The sequence below is a fragment of the Litoribacillus peritrichatus genome (assembly GCF_039537985.1).
GTDB classification, from domain to species: Bacteria; Pseudomonadota; Gammaproteobacteria; order Pseudomonadales; family Litoribrevibacteraceae; genus Litoribacillus; species Litoribacillus peritrichatus.
The window spans coordinates 76,890-96,151 of record NZ_BAABBN010000015.1 but is presented as its reverse complement, the minus strand read 5'-3'; the positions used below and the strand labels follow the sequence as shown (position 1 = coordinate 96,151).

Sequence of the window (19,262 nt, the reverse complement as noted above, 5' to 3'; positions counted from 1 at the left end):
CCTGAATTTATTGGCCTGTTCGCCAATTAAAGACCACGCGTTATGAACGATAAAGAGAAATCCCTCTTTGACCGTGGTTTAAAAATAGTTTTCTGAACCACCGTCATTCATCGGAACTAATTAAAATGCTGATATACAACATCATAGCTATTGTCCTTGGACTCATTATCCTAGTCTGGAGTTCAGATCAATTTGTAAATTCTGCGGCTTCCACCGCAAAAATGCTTGGCATGTCAACATTGATGATCGGCCTGACCGTCGTCAGCTTTGGTACATCAGCCCCTGAAATCATGGTTGCCATCAATTCGGCACTGAACGATGCACCCGGCCTTGCCGTCGGCAACGCAGTAGGATCAAACATCGCCAACATCGGGCTGGTTCTGGGAATTACCGCGCTGGTATGCGCCCTGCCTATTCGCTCAGGATTAATCAAACGCGAACTGCCTTTATTATTGGTTGTTACTGGCGTCACAGGCGTATTAATGTATGACCTGAAACTGGACATGATCGACGGCATCATCTTACTGGCCATGATGCCTGTCACCCTGTTTATTTTTCACAAGTTTTCACACCAGGCCGGCAACGAACACGATGCCGCTGAAAATGAGTTTGAAGAAGAAATTGCCGACCTGCCAGAAATGAGCCTGACCAAAGCCTGGGGCATGTTATTTATCAGCCTGGTCATGCTCATCGCCAGCGCCCACGGTTTGGTTTGGGGTGCTTCCGGCATCGCTCGCGAGTTCGGCATCAGTGAACTGGTGATCGGTTTGACCATTGTCGCGATTGGCACCAGTCTGCCAGAATTGGCAGCTTCCGTCGCCAGTGCCCTTAAAGGCCATCATGACCTGGCCATAGGCAACATCATTGGCTCCAACTTGTTCAACCTGATGACCGTTTTATCAGTTCCTGGCTTGATCACCCTAACCCCTATTGAACCGGTTGGATTTTCAAGAGATTACTTTGTGATGTTGGCTCTGACGTTAGCACTGGCATTATTCATCTTTATTCAGGGCAGAACCAAACAAACCTCAACCGGTGTCGCGCAGACCGGACAACTGACACGGGTACACGGTTTGATTTTTTTGATTGGCTACACTGCATATATGGTTCAGCTTTATTTAAGCAGCGTCGGTGCAAATTAGTGAATTCTAATTTGTGAATAGCACCGTTAACGGCTTAGCGAATAACACCCAATACCAATATGGGATACGTTTTTACTCTTTGTATTTGACTCAAGGTACAACATGACAGATTTTGATTTCATTGCATCCGCAAGACGCACACTGTCCATTGAAGCGGAAGCCGTCAACCAATTAAACGAACGATTGGGCGAAGATTTTACAACGGCTTGTGATTTACTCATTAAATGCACAGGTCGAGTGGTAGTGACAGGAATGGGGAAATCCGGCCACATTGGAAAAAAAATGGCCGCGACCCTGGCCAGTACCGGAACACCTTCATTCTTTGTTCACCCGGGCGAAGCAAGCCACGGCGACTTAGGGATGATCACGCCGAACGACGTCGTCATTGCCATTTCAAATTCGGGGAATACCAGTGAAGTCGTCACTATTCTGCCACTGATTAAACGTATGAAAGCGCCGATGATCAGCATCACGGGTAATCCTAGCTCTACTATGGCCAAGGCCGCTGTAGTGAACCTTGATATTTCTGTAAAAGAAGAAGCCTGTCCTTTAGGGTTAGCGCCTACCGCAAGTACGACCGCAACATTGGCGATGGGGGATGCCCTAGCCGTAGCACTGCTTGAAGCGAAAGGCTTCACCGCAGAAGACTTTGCCTTTTCTCATCCCGGCGGAGCACTGGGTCGACGCCTGCTACTCAAAGTCGAAGACCTGATGCACAAAGGCAATGACATCCCTAAAGTTTCCCCTGATACGCTCATTCGAGACGCGCTTCTGGAAGTCACCCGCAAGAAGCTGGGCATGACAGCCATTGTCGAAGAAGACAAGCTTGTCGGTGTGTTCACAGACGGTGATTTACGCCGAATTCTGGATAATGAAACCGATCTGCATGTTTCCAAAATTAAAGATGTAATGACCACCACCGGAGTTACCTGTGGGCCAAAAATTCTGGCCGCTGAAGCGCTCAACATCATGGAAACCAAGTCCATCAACGGACTTTTCGTAACCGATGAAAATAAACGTGTGGTTGGCGCCCTGAATATGCATGACCTGCTTAAAGCAGGCATTATGTAATTCAATGCACTTTGTAATGCAATAGTTTGTAATGCAATAGATAGCCAAATGAACGTAACGAACCTGAAACTGGATGCCTGGACGTAAATCATGAGCAATTTGTTTGAACGCGCTGAAAAAATTAAACTGCTGTCTTGCGATGTGGATGGCGTTATGACGGACGGCACCTTACTTTTTACCTCCGAAGGTCAGGAAATCAAGCCATTCAACATTCTTGATGGTCAAGGCATTAAAATGCTTCAGAACAGCGGCGTTAAGATTGCCATCATTACCGGCCGGAAATCCCCCATGGTCGAGCAACGGGCCAAAAACTTAGGCATTGATATCCTCTATCAGGGACGGGAAGATAAAATCAACGCCATCAAAGACATAGCAAAAGATTTAAACCTTGAGCTTGATCAAATTGCTCACATCGGTGATGATCTGCCTGACCTTCCGGTCATCAGAAATGTAGGTTTGGGTGTAACAGTGCCTAACGGTGCCGATATCATTAAAGAACACGCCCATCACTGCACCACAAAAGCCGGAGGCAAAGGCGCAGTCAGAGAGTTATGCGAGCTGATTATGAAAGCTCAAGGAACACTTGCTGCTGCACATGCAGAGTACCTCAAGTAGCAAACGTCAGATTCGGCCAGCCCATCATGAAACGTTCAGATAAGATCATTCGAGCCATTAAGACACTACCGGTGATCGTCGCCACCGTGCTTATTGTTGTCTGGCTAAGCTGGTCCGAAGAAGGCAACAAAATTGTTACTGCATCGTATCAGCCGCAATCCACACCGGATCTGACGCTGATAAACTCAGCGTCGGATCATTACAACGAAACCGGCGACCTTCAATACCATCTGGTGGCCAACCAGATTGACCACTATAAAAAAGACGACTTGGCTTACCTCATTAAGCCAGACCTGACCAATCAACAGCCTGGTCTTAATTGGCACGCTTCCTCCCTAACCGGAGAGGCCAACCTGAAGACAGATAAGATCACCCTGAACGATCAGGTTGAAATCGTTCGAACTACGGCCGACAACCAAAAGCTGACATTACGTGCTTCCACGCTGACAATTTACCCAAATAAGAATTACGCAGAAAACGACGTCTTAACCATTATTCATTCGGCAAACAGCTATATCGAAACGAAAGGTTTCCGTACTGACTTTGAATCCGGTGATACTTTATTGAAATCCAATGTTCGAGGAACGCATGAAGTTCAACAATAAACGTCTGACAGCCCTTCTGATTGCTTTAAGCTTCTCAGCTTCTCTTTGGGCATTGCCTGAAGATAAAACCCAACCGATCAAACTGGAAGCCGATCAGGCAAAAATGAACAACAAGACCGGCGTATCTGAATACACAGGAAACGTCATCATCATTCAGGGCACCGCAGAATTACGGGCAGACAAAGTCTTTCTGTATTCAGAAAACAACGAAGTGACCCGCATGGAAGCCTTTGGTAGCCCAGCCAAATACCAGCAAATTCTGAATCCCGGTGAAGAACCAACCCACATCGAAGGCAACAAGCTTGACCTCAAAGTCAAAGAGAACAACGCCATCGTAACAGGCAACGGTAAAGTCTTTCGCGGCGAAGACGTTTTAGAAAGTAATAAAATCACCTACTCCCTGGATACAGGAGAACTGAAGGCCAGTGCAAGCGACCCGAAAACCAACCCTGGCGATTCTCGAGTTAAATTTATAATCAACCCCCAGATCAAAGACAAATCGTCTGACTCTGAACCCCAGAAATAAAGGCCCTTCATCGTATGAGTATTTTGGAAGCCAAACATCTGGCCAAGAGTTATAAATCAAGAAAGATCATTCAGGACGTTTCACTCTCCGTATCCAGCGGCGAAGTGGTTGGCCTGCTCGGCCCAAACGGCGCAGGTAAAACCACCTGCTTTTACATGATTGTAGGTTTGGTTAAGCCCGATAATGGCACTGTCAGCATTGATGGCAAAGACATCACCCACTACCCCATGCACGGACGAGCTGAAGCAGGGTTAGGCTACCTGCCCCAAGAAGCTTCCATTTTCAGAAAACTGACGGTATCACAGAACATTTACGGCATTTTAGAGCTGAGAACCGAATTATCCAAAGCACAAAAGCAAGAAAAGCTCGAATACCTGCTTCAGGAATTTCACATTACCCACATTAGGGATTCATTGGGTATGAGTTTGTCAGGCGGTGAACGACGTCGCGTTGAGATTGCCAGAGCGTTAGCCACCGACCCACAGTTTATTCTTTTGGATGAGCCTTTTGCAGGTGTCGACCCTATTTCAGTCAATGACATTCAAGGCATTATTAATCACTTAAAAGGGTTGGGGATTGGTGTTCTGATTACCGACCATAATGTCCGAGAAACGCTCGGCATCTGTGATCAGGCCTACATTGTTGGCGAAGGACACATCATTGCCCAGGGCCAAAGTGAAGATGTACTCAACAATCAAAAAGTAAAAGATATTTACCTGGGAGAAAACTTCAATCTCTGAGGTTTTGAGACAAACAAGACACACAAATCAACACTGTCGCTTTTTTTTTGGTTTATACTTGGTTGCCAATGGCAAATAAATTGCTTGTATGGATTTTATTTTAGATACTTTTAGGTACACCATACATGCTGAGTGAAAGCATAAGGATACGTTGTAATTTATGAAAACATCGCTTCAGCTCAAGATGGGTCAATCCCTGACGATGACCCCTCAGTTGCAACAAGCAATTCGCTTACTGCAATTATCGACCCTCGACCTTCAGCAAGAAATTCAACAAGCATTAGAAAACAACCCGATGCTTGAAGTGGAAGAAGATTTCGAACAAGGCCCGCAACAGTCCATTGAAGACAAAATGGCTGAAAAACCTCTGGATCAACAACCAAGCGCCGAACAAGAAGAAATCAACAACACCAATACTGACGAAGTTTCAGCCGAAGGGGAATGGAACAACGACATCCCGGAAGACCTTGGTATTGATACCGGCTGGGACGACATTTATCAACACACCCCGACTTCCGCCGTCGCACCCTCTGACGACGACGGTTTCGATTTCGAATCCAGAAATTCCGTCACCGAAACCTTACAAGATCACTTGAGCTGGCAGCTGAACCTGACGCCAATGACGGACACAGACAAAGTCATTGCCGAAAACATCATTGATGGTATCGATACCGACGGATACCTTCAGACGTCTGTTGAAGACATCTGCATCAGCGTTAATCAGGAACTCAACCTGCCTGACGAAGAACAAGTTGAAACGGACGAAGTGGAAGCGGTTCTGACTTTGATCCAACGCTTTGACCCGGTTGGTACCGGCGCCAGAAGCCTTCAGGAATGCCTTCAGGTTCAGCTCAATCAAATGCCTCCTGAAACACCGCATTTGCCTGAAGCCAAAATTGTGGTTTTACGCTACCTCGAATTGCTCGGCAACAAAGATTTTGCCGGCATCATGCGAAAAGCACGTCTCAAAGAAGATGTACTGAAGAAGATCATTGATTTAATTCAAACCCTTCACCCTCGTCCCGGTGAACAGATTGACCAACAAACCCCCGACTATGTTGTACCCGATGTGGTCGTTCAAAAAATACAGGGTCGCTGGCGGGTGGATCTCAACCCCGAAATCACCCCTAAGATTCGAATCAACCCAAGCTATGCGTCATTGATACGCAGAGCGGATAACAGCACCGATAATACGTTCCTGAAAGACAACATGCAGGAAGCCAAATGGTTCCTCAAAAGCCTTCAGAGCCGAAATGAGACATTGCTGAAAGTATCGACCAAAATCATGGAGCATCAACGTGGCTTTTTAGACTACGGTGATGAAGCAATGAAACCATTAGTTCTGCACGATATTGCTGAAGCTGTGGAAATGCACGAGTCCACCATTTCCCGGGTGACCACTCAAAAATACATCCATACGCCACGCGGTATTTTCGAACTAAAGTACTTCTTTTCAAGCCATGTGAGCACAACCTCCGGCGGGGAATGCTCCTCTACGGCGATCCGCGCCATCATTAAAAAACTGGTCGCAGCCGAGAACGCCAAAAAACCGCTGAGCGATAACAAAATCGCGACCTTGCTGGGAGACCAGGGCATTAAAGTTGCTCGTCGAACCATTGCAAAATACCGTGAAGCCATGAACATACCACCATCGAACGAGCGTAAACGTTTGGTTTAAACAACTTGATACATATCATTGTATTCGAAGAACGCAGGGGCTATATTAAAGGTGAAGGGGCGGCAGACCCCTCTGGTTTGCACATCGAAACTGGAAAATCACTGGACCACAATATACAAATTTAAGGAGTCCGTATATGCAAGTAAACATCAGTGGCCAACACCTCGAATTAACACCCAACATTCGCGAATATGTTACTTCCAAATTAGACCGACTTGAGCGACACTATGACCAGATAACCAACGTTCAAGTTACCTTAAGCGTAGAAAAACTAAGACAACAAGCAGAAGCCAAGTTACATGTAACCGGTGGAGAGGTGTTTGCTAACGCAGAGCATGACGATTTGTACGCAGCAATCGATGCTCTGGCTGATAAGCTGGATCGCCAACTGATTAAGCATAAAGAAAAAGCCAAGGCCCGTTAAACCACATGTAGCTGCGATGATAAAAGAACGTGATGAGCAGCATTGAATGGATTTAAAAACCATATTACTACCAGAGCGCACCTTAAGGTGCGCTTCCTGCCAAAGCAAAAAAAGAACCATAGAAGAACTTTCAAAAATATTTTCCGAGACACTGGCAGGTCCCTCTGAGCACGAAATTTTTGACGCATTTATTGAAAGAGAGCGTCTTGGCAGTACAGGCCTTGGCGACGGTATTGGGATACCCCACTGTCGGTTAGCCGCTTGCAAACAGCCAACCGGGGTGCTTCTATTACTGGAGACACCGATTGATTTTGACTCTCTGGATAAACAAAAAGTGGACTTGGTCTTTGCGCTGATTGTGCCGCAAGAAGCCAATGACGAACATTTGGACATACTTGCAACCATAGCAGGCAAGTTCAGCAGTCCTGAGTTTAGGGATAAATTAAGGTCGACCACAACCGATTCCGAACTCTTCAGAGCAATCACTGATTAATTTTGGATTTAACCTAGAGTAAGAGTTAGACCCTCGTTATGAAAATGATACTAATAAGCGGCCGCTCTGGCTCTGGTAAAAGTTCCGCCCTTCACGCTCTGGAAGATTGCGGTTTCTATTGCATTGATAATTTACCCAGACCTTTACTTACCGACCTGATAAAAAACATTGCTAACCATGTGGAGTATGAAAACACCGCCGTTAGTATTGATGTTCGCAACTTTTCAGGGGACTCAGACCAGCTGAATAACCTGCTGGCAGCCCTCACAGAATACAACATCGAACACCAGATCATCTTTTTAGACAGCTGCGAAGATATCTTAGTCAAACGTTACAACGCATCTCGCCGAAAGCATCCGCTTACTTCAGAACAACGCTCCCTGAGGGAAGCCATCCAAAAAGACAAAGAACTGTTAACGCCTCTGATGGACGCAGCGGATCTGGTTGTTGACACATCGAATATGTCCATCCATGACCTTAGAGACTTAATTCGAAATCGCATTACCGTCCATCAGTCCCATGAAGTTTCTTTGCTGATTCAATCATTTGGATTTAAGTACGGGGTCCCAACCGACAGCGACTTAATGTTCGATGTACGCTGCCTACCCAACCCCTACTGGGAACCGAGTCTTCGTAACTTTAATGGAAAAGACCCGGAAATTGCCGAATTTTTAAGTCACCATGACAGCTCAAAAAAAATGCTGGCCGACATACAAGGCTTCATTGAATACTGGGTGCCCATGTATAAGAAAAGCGGCAGAGCGTATATCACCATCTCCATTGGTTGTACCGGAGGCTGTCACCGTTCTGTTTATATTGCAGAACAATTGACTAAATACTTCAATACGCTATATTCTGAAGTTCATTTAAAGCACATACAGCTTTAAATAATATTTATAATATTATCAACAACTTCCAGTTTAGATGCTCGATCAGATTCACACTCGAAAGGAAAACATGTACATGCAGCAAATTGAAGTAACCTTAATCAATAAATTAGGACTTCATGCACGCGCTGCCGCCAAACTGGTCAATACGGCTTCCAGTTTTTCTTCTGACATTTCCATACAAAAAGGCGCTCAAACCGCCAACGGTAAAAGCATCATGGCGGTTATGATGCTGGCTGCATCCTGCGGTACCGACCTGGTGATTACCGCCAAAGGCGATGACCAGGGAAGCGCACTTGAGGCCTTGGAAAACCTGATCGCAGACCGATTTGATGAACCTGAGTAAATTTAACAAAATCAATACACTACATCTTCATTTTACTTTTATACTATTCATCATAAACAAACATCTCTGATAAACCTGAAAAAGACAAAAGAAACCGTCGTTCACAGCACAGAGATCAAACAAACAAAACGCCCAACGGCCTTCTGTTATAAAAATTTCGAACGAACACTTATCTTTTCGCAGGCGTGATATATGGCAGCAACACTGACCAATAAATCAAGCTCTTCTCGAATGAGGACGCTTAACAGAGCACTGGAATCCGGAGCGCTCAATCAGGTCAGTCGTATGCTTAACCATACACTTTCCAGAGCAGAACTCGGCCACCTGCTCGAATCATCGCCGCCGCGTACCCGTAAGATTTTATGGGAACTGCTCGATAAGAAGCGTCAAAGTAAAATTCTTCCCTTTCTCGGTGATGAGCTGATTGCAGACGTTCTGCGAGACATGAGTGCCGAAGAAGTGGCAGATGTGACCGTTGATGGTGACATCGACATTGACGATGCCGTAGACATACTTCAGGTACTTCCTGAAAAAGTTACCCAAGACGTTCTGAACGTCATGGACGATCAAAATCGTCAGCGAGTAGAGGCCATTCTGTCCTACCCGGAAGATACCGCTGGCGGCCTGATGAATACCGATACCGTCACCATTCGAGCGGACATTACCCTCGACGTGGTGTTAAGGTACCTTCGCAGGCACGAAAGCATACCAGCAACCACCGATAACCTGATCGTAGTGAACCGAAAAGACGAGCTTATCGGACTATTACCTATTTCTATCTTATTGGTTTCCGACCCGTCGATCACGGTACGTGAAATCATGGAAACTGATTTTCACCGAATCACAGCAGACACACCGGATGACCAGGTCGCACAATTGTTTGAACGGGAAGATTTGGTTACTGCCCCCGTCGTCGACGGAAACGGCAAACTGCTTGGCCGGATCACCATTGATGATGTAGTTGATGTTATCCGTGAGGATGCCGATCACTCCCTTATGAGCATGGCCGGCCTGGATGAAGAAGACGACATTTTTGCTCCGGTTTTCAAAACCAGTCGCAGACGCGCAGTCTGGTTGGGAATAAACTTACTCACAGCATTTTTAGCCTCGGCCGTTATCGGGATGTTCGAAGCAACACTGGAAAAAGTGGTGGCCCTCGCTATCTTAATGCCTATCGTCGCCAGCATGGGCGGAATCGCCGGCAGTCAAACACTGACCTTGGTCATTCGCGGCATTGCGACCGGGCACATCAGGAACAACAACTTAAGCTGGTTACTGAGCCGTGAGATTTTAGTAGGGCTGATAAACGGTTTGCTCTGGGGCAGCGCCGTTGCCATTACGGCCGCGCTGTGGTTTTCGGACATCACCATCGGCTTTATTATCGGCGGAGCCTTGCTTATCAATCTGGTTATCGCGGTATTTTCGGGCAGTATGCTTCCGTCTTTGTTAAAATCAATGAATATTGACCCGGCACTTGCCGGAAGTGTGTTACTCACGACCATTACGGACGTGGTTGGCTACCTGGTATTTTTAGGCATGGCTACCTTATTTTATAATTTAGCATAAGCACAGTAACCCGTTTCCGCCCCAAATAAATCAAGGCACTGAATTCCATGGCACGTAAAAAACGCGAAGTATTTGAAGACGACGAAATCGAAATCATCAGTAAATCTCAACTTAAACGAGAAGCGCTTGAACTACAGGAAATAGGCAAGCAACTGATCGAGCAAAAAAAGTCGGTATTGGATGCGTTGAATCTGACTGACGACTTGCATGAAGCCATTGTCGAACACAAGCGTCTCAAGCAAAACGAAGCCAAACGTCGCCATATGCAATACATCGGTAAGCTCATGCGTGAAGTGGATGCCGAAGCCATCTCCGCTGCACTGGAAAAGAACCGGGCAGGCAGTGACCAGCAAATCGGCCACTTGCATACGGTTGAGCGCTGGAGAGACAAACTGATCGAGAACGATCAAAATATTACCTTGTTTATGGACGAATACGAAAACGTAGACCGTCAACAACTCAGGCAATTAGTAAGAAATGCCAAAAAAGACGTGGAGCAAGATAAAAATCGCGGCAACACCAAAAAGCTGTTCCAATGGCTGAAGGCAACCATTCCTTTCTAAGATCAGATCAGAATTCGATCTGACCAATACCCAGTAAAACTAACCATTACTTCTGCTGGGTATTAACCTTGGACTGAGCCTCCAATATCGGCTCATCCCAAGTTCCAGACACCTGATAGTCCACCCCAACAAACTGATCTACCACACCACCCCAAACCTGCTGTCCAAGCAATAGCAACCCCCCGACAATCGGAGCGACTCCCGCTACTACCACAGCAATAGGCAGCGTGCCACTGACCGGTACGGTCAGACGCAGTTGATAGTCCAAAGTTTCTTTCGCCAGATTGGTGGTACCGGAAATCAACATTTGAGAGCTTGGCCCACGGATAGTCACAGGTGAATCCGTAACTAAGACCTCTTTATTCAAAGATAACTGACCGGAAACCTCATCAAAAGCCAGCCCGGTCGAATAAACATCGCTGAAATCCAGCTTAAGACGACGACTTAACGAGCTCAAGTTAAAGAGACCAAACAATTTCAGGGTGTTGGCCGATTCACTGACGTTTAAGAAGGCTCCGTCATTCATAGCCAGATCAACTAACCCCTGTGTTCGAAGCCGGTTAAACGAAGCCGGGCTCCCCTCCCAATAAAGAAAGGTATCCAATTGTGCGGATTTACTTCGAATGGTCGGGTCATAACCCAGTTTTTTAGATACCTCACTGACATCACCGGCCTTCAGGTTACCGTCCAGATAGGAGGTATGACGTCCATCAATGAAAGTCCACCACAACTGTCCATTAGCGGCAAACCCAAGCGTGTTGGAATCTTTAACCGTAAGCAAAGTGCCTTTCTTAATGGGCTGGAAATTTCCTCGCCAAACACCTAAATCCTGCCCTGCCACTCTCAACTGCCGAATAGAGATGTTCATTGCTGGTATCACCGACGGGTCCAGCCCGGCTAGCGGGTCATCATCAATGTTATATACCAGCCTAGATTGCAACTCATCCTTAGTTAATGGCTTCTTAGCTGCTTTTTTAAGCTTCTTCTCTCCGCCCAACCTCAGATAGTCCAGTTCGACCTGAATTGCTTCTGCATCTGACTTAGGGGCACGCACTATACCTGCAACCTGCCGGGAGCGAACCGCAACTCGGTGAGCAGAAGGAGAAGACGAAACACTCAAAGACAATTCATCCAACTGCTCACTGCCCAATTGGGCCTGTTCAATGGCTACGTCTGCATAAACAGAAAGACCGTCTGAGGGCCCTTTGTTATTTTCCACTTCAATGTCAGCAAACACTTCCAACCAAGATTTAATGTCCAACTTGGCCAGGCGCGCAAACAAGAAAGTTCCCTGATCAGGCACTCTTGAGTCCTTAGGTAATTGACCAAAAGAAATTGTCGTCCGGTCAATGCCGTCCTTGAGAGCGGTATTCAAATCTACATTTAACGCGCCTACATCAATCGCGTGTTCAGTCTCTGTCTCAGCCAACTTACCTTGATAAACAAAAATAACCGAACTTTCAGGGTCAGGTTTGGCCATCGGATGCGGCAAGAGAGAAACAACGCCTTGCAAATCCGACCGAACATCCACTGTCACTTCTCCGTGCTCAAAAACGGAGACATCAAAAAAATATTTGAGGTTGCCAGAGAGGTAGTTTTCTAAGTTCTTAGGCGCTTTCTGCCAGCTCAATAATTCTGGAACCCCTGCCGTGCCGCGCCCCTTAATGACATAACGATCCTGCTCAGTATTCAACTCCAATTCAACCGGGCCTTTTAACGCTTTCCCCTTCAGATCTTTCACCGAAAGTAACGACTGATCGTTATAGTAAATACTGCCTGTGACCTGGCTAACCTCGGGAAGATCCGGAAGTACCACCCGCGCCGCCAAAGGATTCACTTCAACATCAATGGCTGTAACTTCTTCACGATCAAGATCGAACGTTAACTTGGTGTGAAGTTTTGCGTCGCCTTCAACCTCCCACTCTCCCATAACAGCACCAAGGGTGTCATTCAGTGGCGAGTTTTCAATGAACCGGTAAAAGCGCTCCAACCGAGACTTTGACTCAACACCGATATCAAGCGAATAGGCATCTTCTTTCCAAATTTCAGGAAAATAAACGTTCAGGTTTTGAATAGGGTTCCCTAAGGCAACTGCATCGTGGACCTGAGCCGTCAGTTCTTGGTTGGTTAACGCGAAATGGCCTGAAAAGTTTTCCACTTCAGGCCAGGACGGGTCAAATTCGAGTGACTTACCAAACGCTTGGGCATCTATCAGCAACGTATCTTTCACAGGAACAATCGGGTCTATCGTCGTTGTGAACAGCAGCCGTCCATGCTTGACCGCCGTTTCCGGTAAAGAGGCTTGCAACCAGGTTAATAACGAAGGATCTAAATCAATAGGCAAGTATTCCAGAATTTGGCCTGCATCACCGCGCGTCACTTGAACATCCACCCCAAGTCGGGCTTCGTCGGCCGGCATCTCCAGTTCAAAGGCAAAACCCACGCTGGCATCAATCGATGGAGAGTCCAGCTTTAAACCATCACTGTAGGCACGCACCACATTTTCATCGTACCACCAATCCACACGACCAGAGACACGATCAAAATGCTGAGACCTTTGAAAAACTTCCGGGAACGACAAGGCCGTAGAGCCTGCTTCGATGTTAATAAAGCCACGGTCCTGCTCCAGGACTAACTTACCATGGATGTTGGTCGCACCCGGGGCACCTTCCCAGGGTTCAGCGCTCAAACCTTCAACCTGAGCTTCAAGTCGGAACTCGCCTTCGGAGTTCAGCCAGGCCACAGGGTGATTCAGTGTCCCTTTGGGCGACAGCACAGAAATGTCTTTTTTTAAGGTCTCCAGTTCCGATGGCAACCAACTGACTGCGTCCACCAGAGTCTCCAAATGTACCTCAGGCGTTGTCCACCACCAATTTCCTTGATAATCACAAATGACACGATGGGCATCGCTGGATTTAAGTACTCCGTTTAACTCAACCTGGGCCTGTGGAATATTGATCGAGCAATGATTGTCCGAAAAATTACCCGCTACCAGGACTTCTTTCGAAGACAACTTGAAATGTCGGCCATCTTCTTTATTTCGGACAGTAAAGTCACCCAACTCTGACTGACTGACAAAATCCACACCCCGATAAGACCAGTTAATCCAGGTTCTGACGGTCGTTGCCAAACGGTCGATCTGATAGGTTTCAGACAGCGTAATTCGATCGGTCCAGTCCAGCGAATCCAGGTCTTCCACTTCAATAAACAGATCGAAATTGAAATCCGGGTCGCCAGGCAACTCAATGGCTTCGCCACGAAACGTCATATCAATGGGGTTACGACTGCCTTGCACTTCACCTTCAATTCTGGAGTAGTCCCCTTGTTTGGATAACACCAAATCGAGCTCCATGGCTCGATCAAACGGCTCATCCGCATGATAGAGGTGCAGTAAAGCCCCTCTTATATCAATATTACCCTGATAAAAAAGCAAATCGATCCAACGGTTTATTTCCAGGCTTGCATCGTTTGACACAGGCGAATCGGACACCACCAAACCATCCAGCGACCAGGACAAGTCGCCCTGTTGCCGTATCGTCATTTCCAGTCCATCGACCACAACTTCATTCAGCACAGGTCGAAAATACCAAATCGATTTCAAGGTATTCAGCTCGATGATTATATTCTTAGCATGAGCGAGCGGCTTGCCACTTTCTTGATGAACCACTTTCAGATCTTTAAACGCTAACAGAGGATTTACGCCCGACATCTGATTGTAAGTCTGAGCAAACGACAGATCATAGCCAGACTCTGTTTCAATCCAAAGCTCAATGTCTTTACTGTAGCGGTTGTATCCCCATAACATCACCTGCGCTAATGACCAGGACACCATAAAAACAATGGTGCACAGAAAGAACACCAGCCACAGCCAGCGCTCTATTTTTCGGGTCATTGAGGTAATCGGTAGAGACATATTTTTAACGAAGCACTACATCAAACTGCTCTTGGGAGTAATCCAAATCAACCTGAAACTGAATGGGTGCCCCAATAAATTGTTCTAAATCCGCAACACTGGCGGATTCTTCATCCAACAACATATCCACCACCGCTTGTGAAGCCATCACCATATAACTGGTGCTGCCATACGCTCTGGACTCTCGGATGATATCGCGGAAAATCTCATAGCAGACAGTTTCCGCAGTTTTCAGGGTGCCCCGACCTTCACAGGATGAACAAGATTCGGTTAACAACTGCCCCAAGCTTTCACGCGTTCGCTTACGGGTCAGCTCGACCAAACCTAAATCAGATACACCACTGATCTTGGTCTTGGCATGATCTTTTTCAAGCTGTTTTTCCAGCATTCTCAAGACCTGCCGCTGATGCTCCTGATCTTCCATATCAATGAAATCAAGAATCACAATCCCGCCCAGATTTCGTAATCGCAGCTGACGACCAATCGCGGTCGCGGCTTCCAGGTTGGTTTTAAAAATGGTTTCTTCCAGATTTCGATGACCAACAAAACCACCCGTATTTACATCAACGGTGGTCATGGCTTCGGTCTGGTCGATGATAATGTAGCCCCCTGACTTCAACTGAACCCGGCGGGTCAGGGCTTTTTGTAATTCATCTTCCACACTGTAAAGGTCAAAAATAGGCCGCTCACCCGGATAATACTCGAGCTGAGACACCACTTCAGGAACGTACTTTTCAGAGAAACCAATGCACTTTTGGTAGGTTTCCTTAGAGTCAATCCGGATTTTTTCAATATTAGGACGAACCAAATCCCGAAGTGCCCGCTTATACAACGGAAGGTCTTCGAAAATAAGAGCCGGTGCTTTGACATTGCTCATACTGGCACTGATGTATCCCCACAGCCGTTTCAAAAAACGAACATCGGCCAGAATATCCTCACTTGGAACGCCATCTGCGGCCGTTCTTAAAATAAAGCCATCGGCATGGGCACCACCTTCATTTTCATCCTCAACGCTTTCACTGACGATGGTTCTAAGGCGATTCCGCTCTTCCTCGTCCTCTATTCGTTGCGAAATGCCTACATGATCGTTGTCTGGCATATACACCAAATAACGAGAAGGAATCGAAATTCTGGTGGTTAATCGCGCCCCTTTACTTCCAATCGGGTCCTTGGTGATCTGAACCACAATCTCCTCCCCTTCATTCAGGAGAGAACTGATGTGATCCGGTTTTTGACGAGCAAACTCCGAATCTTTGATGGGTAAATGCACATCCGCAGCATGAATAAAAGCTGCCCGCTCCAGGCCGACATCCACAAACGCCGCCTGCATTCCGGGTAACACCCGAACCACCTTGCCTTTATATATGTTACCGACAATACCCCGGGTATTGCTCCGCTCAATATAAACTTCTTGTAACATGCCGTTTTCTACAACGGCTACACGCGTTTCCACAGGCGTAACATTTATCAGGATTTCCCCGTTTTTTATTCCTGATGCCATGACCACCACCCCTCAATTTTTGCTTCCATCAATAAATCTGCGGTCTCTGCCAAAGGCAAACCTACGACCGAGCTATAACTTCCATCAATCGATCGTACCAGCATACCACCCAGCCCTTGTATTCCATAACTTCCTGCCTTATCGCAAGGCTCTTCCGTCGCCCAATACGCCCTGGCCATGGACTCCGTTATTTCACGAAAACAAACCTGCGTGGATACCACCCGGCTCAAAACCTTCTCATCCTTCACCAAAGCAACCGCCGTCAACACCTGATGGGTTTTACCAGATAAAGACAACAACATCGAGACTGCGTCTTCTTCATCTTCTGGTTTGCCCAGAATCGCTTCTCCACGCACCACTGTGGTGTCTGAACCCAACACCCAGGTACCTGATTGGCTCCTGGCAATGCAACGCGCTTTTTCAATGGATAACCGCAACACATAGTCCATCGGTGACTCACCAGAAAGCGGGGTTTCATCAATGTCTGCAGGGCGCGTCTGAAACTGAACACCTAACTGGGATAATAACTCTTTTCGCCGGGGGGACTGGGAAGCAAGAATAAGACTCATAGTTCTGAATAACACCGCATCAAAGTTTGCTGTAGAGCATCATTAGCTGTTGAATAAAATCAAACATGCCAACGACGATTCATTCTGCGCAGCATGTAATACATAGACGGCCACATCACTGCGCTGACCAACGAAGGAAGTAAAAACCATAAAACATCAGACACCGAGCCAACCCGTTCTTGCCACCAGTAGCTCATTAACTTCGTTAACCCCAGCATCAGGAACACCATCATCGACTGCTGTAACAAATTAAACATGCGCATTCGCTGATACAGAGTAAGGCATAAATATGCAACGATCGCATACTTCATCGCATTCAGGCCGAGATAATCCCCTTTAAAAATGTCGAGCAGCAACCCCACCAGCCAGCAACTCACCACACCAACGTGGTAAGGCAAAAACATCACCCAAAAAATCAGCACCAGCGCCATCCACTCAGGCCGGGCTACCGCTAACCACCCAGGTAATGGCCAGAGTTCCATGAGTAAGGCACATAAAATGCCAACAACAAATGGCCAGAACCAGTTTTTTTTGGCGCTAACGTTCATGCTCAGCATCTCCGGTCGCGACTTCTGGAGCCTCCGTGCTTAGCTCACTGTAATCAACAACGTCGGATTTCAACACCAACCATTGACGACTGCGGTCCAGCTCTGCCACCGGCAAGGCCTTGACCAACGCATACGGACGACCCGGATCATGGTATACAGAAGTGACTCGCGCCACCGGGTAGCCAGGAGGAAAACGACCACCCAGGCCTGAAGTGAGTAATAAATCGCCCTCCTCTACATCCGCAGTATCGGCCACATAAATCAGCTTTAACTGATCCAGACTGCCCGTACCGACAGCAATTGCCCGTGTTCCGTTTCGGTTCACTTCCACTGGCACGGCATGTGTACTGTCTGTAATCAACAGCACACGAGAGAACTGATAACCGGCTTCGACGACCTGACCAACCAACCCTTTGGCATCAATCACCGGCCAACCGACTCTAATACCATCGTTGATGCCTTTATCGATCACCGTTCGATGAACAAACGGGTCTGGATCAACAGCCACCACTTCCGCCAGCATATGCTCGGCATTAATCCGCTCTGAGCCCCCCAGGGTTTCGCGCAAGCGGATGTTTTCGGTGGTCAATGCGGCCATCCGCTGCATGTTCTTTTTCAGAATGATGTTCTCAGAACGCAACTTGTGATTTTGCTCTATGAGGTCGGTTCGGCTGGTCAGCATATCGTCCATGACCTCCGCCGTTTCATAAGGGATATCCATTAGGTTGTAAAACGGCACCGCAGTTAATCCCAGCACCCGCTTTACCGGATCGAGCCAATCAGTGTACTTATCAATTAAGATCAGACCACCCGACAAAACTGCGACGATAAACAAACGCAAAAAAATCGAGGATCTCGAACTAAAAATTGACTTCATAGATTTCCGTTCCTGAACGACAAACGCTTTGTCTAAAATATTCCACGCTGATACAGCAAAGCCGCTTACAGTTTCCTGCAAACGGCTTTATATTTCTGGATAAGGCTAGCGGGAAAACCCAGTCTTACCTGTCACAGACTTATTCGCCTGCCAATAAACTGAAGGTCTGCTTGTCCATCATTTCCAACGCTAAGCCACCACCACGAGCAACACACGTCAGCGGATCTTCAGCCACGATAACCGGCAAACCGGTTTCACTGGTGATCAACTTATCAAGATCACGCAACATCGCACCACCGCCGGTCAAAACGATACCTCGTTCTGCGATGTCGGAAGCCAGCTCTGGCGGACATTGCTCAAGAGCACTTTTTACCGCCTGAACAATTTGAGAAAGTGCTTCCTGAAGCGCTTCCAAAATCTCATCGCTGTTCAGAGTGAAACTGCGTGGAACCCCTTCCGCCAGGTTTCGGCCACGAACATCAATCTCGCGTACGACACCACCCGGGAATGCAGAACCAATTTCTTGCTTAATACGCTCAGCGGTTGAATCACCGATCAGAGAACCATAATTACGACGAACATAAGTCACGGTTGCGTCATCAAAACGGTCACCACCCACTTTAACCGAATCCGCATAGACAATACCGTTCAGAGAAATAATGGCGATTTCAGTCGTACCACCACCGATATCAACCACCATGGAGCCGTTCGCTTCTTCCACTGGCAAGCCAGCACCGATCGCAGCAGCCATTGGCTCATCAATCAAATAAACTTCGCGGGCACCTGCGCCCTGAACCGATTCTTTAATGGCTTTGCGCTCAACCTGAGTCGCTTTGCATGGCACACACACCAACACTCTTGGGCTAGGGCTGATCATGCTGTTTTCGTGAACTTTATTAATAAAAAACTGAAGCATACGCTCAGTCACATGAAAGTCGGCAATCACACCGTCTTTCATTGGTCGAATCGCCGTGATGTTTTCAGGCGTTCGACCTAACATTCTCTTCGCATCAGTGCCAACCGCAGCAACCGATTTTTTCCCGTTGTGATTACGGATGGCTACCACTGAAGGCTCATCTAAAATAACGCCCTGACCACGCACATAGATCAATGTATTAGCGGTACCCAAATCAATGGATAAATCACTGGAGAACATCCCACGGATTTTCTTAAAAAGACTCATATTCGCATTAACGCT

Annotated in this window: 19 protein-coding genes; 13 read left to right on the top strand and 6 right to left on the bottom strand. The window is 47.1% G+C overall.

Translation table 11 applies throughout. From position 1 onward, the window contains the following. The first annotated feature begins 125 nt into the window (after nucleotides 1-125). From ABD744_RS19800 to yjgA, 13 genes are all read left to right on the top strand, one after another. A complete protein-coding gene (locus tag ABD744_RS19800) occupies nucleotides 126-1,142 on the top strand; it encodes a calcium/sodium antiporter (protein WP_344800324.1) in 1,017 nt (338 codons plus the stop codon). A 102-nt stretch (nucleotides 1,143-1,244) separates the two neighbouring features. After that, nucleotides 1,245-2,213 carry a KpsF/GutQ family sugar-phosphate isomerase gene (locus ABD744_RS19795; protein WP_344800323.1) on the top strand — a complete coding sequence of 323 codons (969 nt, stop codon included), beginning with the start codon at nucleotides 1,245-1,247 and terminating at the stop codon, nucleotides 2,211-2,213. 90 nt (nucleotides 2,214-2,303) lie between these two features. Beyond that, nucleotides 2,304-2,828 (top strand): KdsC family phosphatase, encoded by a 525-nt coding sequence (locus ABD744_RS19790; RefSeq protein ID WP_425562198.1) that lies wholly within the window; start codon nucleotides 2,304-2,306, stop codon nucleotides 2,826-2,828. 26 nt (nucleotides 2,829-2,854) lie between these two features. Beyond that, a complete protein-coding gene (gene lptC / locus ABD744_RS19785; RefSeq protein WP_344800322.1) occupies nucleotides 2,855-3,433 on the top strand; it encodes an LPS export ABC transporter periplasmic protein LptC in 579 nt (192 codons plus the stop codon). Further along, nucleotides 3,417-3,959 (top strand): lipopolysaccharide transport periplasmic protein LptA, encoded by a 543-nt coding sequence (gene lptA / locus ABD744_RS19780; protein WP_344800321.1) that lies wholly within the window; start codon nucleotides 3,417-3,419, stop codon nucleotides 3,957-3,959. The genes lptC and lptA overlap by 17 nt, the downstream gene beginning before the upstream one ends. Nucleotides 3,960-3,973: 14 nt before the next feature. After that, entirely contained in the window at nucleotides 3,974-4,699 is a 726-nt protein-coding gene (gene lptB / locus ABD744_RS19775; protein WP_344800320.1) for an LPS export ABC transporter ATP-binding protein, read from the top strand. A gap of 160 nt (nucleotides 4,700-4,859) precedes the next feature. Further along, complete coding sequence (locus ABD744_RS19770; protein WP_344800319.1) at nucleotides 4,860-6,377, top strand: RNA polymerase factor sigma-54; 1,518 nt, start codon at nucleotides 4,860-4,862, stop codon at nucleotides 6,375-6,377. Between the two features lie 136 nt (nucleotides 6,378-6,513). Further along, nucleotides 6,514-6,801 (top strand): ribosome hibernation-promoting factor, HPF/YfiA family, encoded by a 288-nt coding sequence (gene hpf, locus ABD744_RS19765; RefSeq protein ID WP_344800318.1) that lies wholly within the window; start codon nucleotides 6,514-6,516, stop codon nucleotides 6,799-6,801. A 46-nt stretch (nucleotides 6,802-6,847) separates the two neighbouring features. Beyond that, complete coding sequence (gene ptsN / locus ABD744_RS19760; protein WP_344800317.1) at nucleotides 6,848-7,294, top strand: PTS IIA-like nitrogen regulatory protein PtsN; 447 nt, start codon at nucleotides 6,848-6,850, stop codon at nucleotides 7,292-7,294. Between the two features lie 38 nt (nucleotides 7,295-7,332). After that, on the top strand, nucleotides 7,333-8,181 hold the full coding sequence (gene rapZ / locus ABD744_RS19755; protein WP_344800316.1) for an RNase adapter RapZ: 849 nt from the start codon (nucleotides 7,333-7,335) through the stop codon (nucleotides 8,179-8,181). A 76-nt stretch (nucleotides 8,182-8,257) separates the two neighbouring features. Next, the gene (locus tag ABD744_RS19750) at nucleotides 8,258-8,527 is read left to right on the top strand and encodes an HPr family phosphocarrier protein (protein WP_344800315.1); all 270 of its coding nucleotides are present in this window, start codon (nucleotides 8,258-8,260) and stop codon (nucleotides 8,525-8,527) included. Nucleotides 8,528-8,719: 192 nt separating this feature from the next. Next, a complete protein-coding gene (gene mgtE, locus ABD744_RS19745; RefSeq protein ID WP_344800314.1) occupies nucleotides 8,720-10,093 on the top strand; it encodes a magnesium transporter in 1,374 nt (457 codons plus the stop codon). A 47-nt stretch (nucleotides 10,094-10,140) separates the two neighbouring features. Beyond that, entirely contained in the window at nucleotides 10,141-10,656 is a 516-nt protein-coding gene (yjgA, locus tag ABD744_RS19740) for a ribosome biogenesis factor YjgA (RefSeq protein ID WP_344800313.1), read from the top strand. 46 nt (nucleotides 10,657-10,702) lie between these two features. On the opposite strand, the gene ABD744_RS19735 is transcribed toward yjgA, so the two are convergent. From ABD744_RS19735 to ABD744_RS19710, 6 genes are all read right to left on the bottom strand, one after another. Continuing rightward, nucleotides 10,703-14,548: a YhdP family protein gene (locus ABD744_RS19735; protein ID WP_344800312.1), complete on the bottom strand. Its 3,846-nt coding sequence runs from the start codon at nucleotides 14,546-14,548 to the stop codon at nucleotides 10,703-10,705. A 25-nt stretch (nucleotides 14,549-14,573) separates the two neighbouring features. Further along, nucleotides 14,574-16,070, bottom strand: coding sequence for a ribonuclease G (rng, locus tag ABD744_RS19730; protein ID WP_344800311.1), 1,497 nt, complete (start codon nucleotides 16,068-16,070; stop codon nucleotides 14,574-14,576). After that, on the bottom strand, nucleotides 16,055-16,639 hold the full coding sequence (locus ABD744_RS19725; protein ID WP_344800310.1) for a Maf family protein: 585 nt from the start codon (nucleotides 16,637-16,639) through the stop codon (nucleotides 16,055-16,057). The genes rng and ABD744_RS19725 overlap by 16 nt, the downstream gene beginning before the upstream one ends. A 59-nt stretch (nucleotides 16,640-16,698) precedes the next feature. Further along, nucleotides 16,699-17,187 (bottom strand): rod shape-determining protein MreD, encoded by a 489-nt coding sequence (gene mreD, locus ABD744_RS19720; protein ID WP_344800309.1) that lies wholly within the window; start codon nucleotides 17,185-17,187, stop codon nucleotides 16,699-16,701. Next, nucleotides 17,177-18,064 carry a rod shape-determining protein MreC gene (gene mreC / locus ABD744_RS19715; RefSeq protein WP_344800308.1) on the bottom strand — a complete coding sequence of 296 codons (888 nt, stop codon included), beginning with the start codon at nucleotides 18,062-18,064 and terminating at the stop codon, nucleotides 17,177-17,179. The genes mreD and mreC overlap by 11 nt, the downstream gene beginning before the upstream one ends. Before the next feature lie 139 nt (nucleotides 18,065-18,203). Further along, a complete protein-coding gene (locus tag ABD744_RS19710) occupies nucleotides 18,204-19,247 on the bottom strand; it encodes a rod shape-determining protein (RefSeq protein WP_344800307.1) in 1,044 nt (347 codons plus the stop codon). Nucleotides 19,248-19,262 lie beyond the last annotated feature (15 nt).

Coding starts and splice junctions, on each gene's coding strand:
- ABD744_RS19800 (WP_344800324.1), top strand. CDS start 126: ATGCTGATATACAACATCATAGCTATTGTCCTTGGACTCATTATCCTA.
- ABD744_RS19795 (WP_344800323.1), top strand. CDS start 1,245: ATGACAGATTTTGATTTCATTGCATCCGCAAGACGCACACTGTCCATT.
- ABD744_RS19790 (WP_425562198.1), top strand. CDS start 2,304: ATGAGCAATTTGTTTGAACGCGCTGAAAAAATTAAACTGCTGTCTTGC.
- lptC (WP_344800322.1), top strand. CDS start 2,855: ATGAAACGTTCAGATAAGATCATTCGAGCCATTAAGACACTACCGGTG.
- lptA (WP_344800321.1), top strand. CDS start 3,417: ATGAAGTTCAACAATAAACGTCTGACAGCCCTTCTGATTGCTTTAAGC.
- lptB (WP_344800320.1), top strand. CDS start 3,974: ATGAGTATTTTGGAAGCCAAACATCTGGCCAAGAGTTATAAATCAAGA.
- ABD744_RS19770 (WP_344800319.1), top strand. CDS start 4,860: ATGAAAACATCGCTTCAGCTCAAGATGGGTCAATCCCTGACGATGACC.
- hpf (WP_344800318.1), top strand. CDS start 6,514: ATGCAAGTAAACATCAGTGGCCAACACCTCGAATTAACACCCAACATT.
- ptsN (WP_344800317.1), top strand. CDS start 6,848: ATGGATTTAAAAACCATATTACTACCAGAGCGCACCTTAAGGTGCGCT.
- rapZ (WP_344800316.1), top strand. CDS start 7,333: ATGAAAATGATACTAATAAGCGGCCGCTCTGGCTCTGGTAAAAGTTCC.
- ABD744_RS19750 (WP_344800315.1), top strand. CDS start 8,258: ATGCAGCAAATTGAAGTAACCTTAATCAATAAATTAGGACTTCATGCA.
- mgtE (WP_344800314.1), top strand. CDS start 8,720: ATGGCAGCAACACTGACCAATAAATCAAGCTCTTCTCGAATGAGGACG.
- yjgA (WP_344800313.1), top strand. CDS start 10,141: ATGGCACGTAAAAAACGCGAAGTATTTGAAGACGACGAAATCGAAATC.
- ABD744_RS19735 (WP_344800312.1), bottom strand. CDS start 14,548: ATGACCCGAAAAATAGAGCGCTGGCTGTGGCTGGTGTTCTTTCTGTGC.
- rng (WP_344800311.1), bottom strand. CDS start 16,070: ATGGCATCAGGAATAAAAAACGGGGAAATCCTGATAAATGTTACGCCT.
- ABD744_RS19725 (WP_344800310.1), bottom strand. CDS start 16,639: ATGAGTCTTATTCTTGCTTCCCAGTCCCCCCGGCGAAAAGAGTTATTA.
- mreD (WP_344800309.1), bottom strand. CDS start 17,187: ATGAACGTTAGCGCCAAAAAAAACTGGTTCTGGCCATTTGTTGTTGGC.
- mreC (WP_344800308.1), bottom strand. CDS start 18,064: ATGAAGTCAATTTTTAGTTCGAGATCCTCGATTTTTTTGCGTTTGTTT.
- ABD744_RS19710 (WP_344800307.1), bottom strand. CDS start 19,247: ATGAGTCTTTTTAAGAAAATCCGTGGGATGTTCTCCAGTGATTTATCC.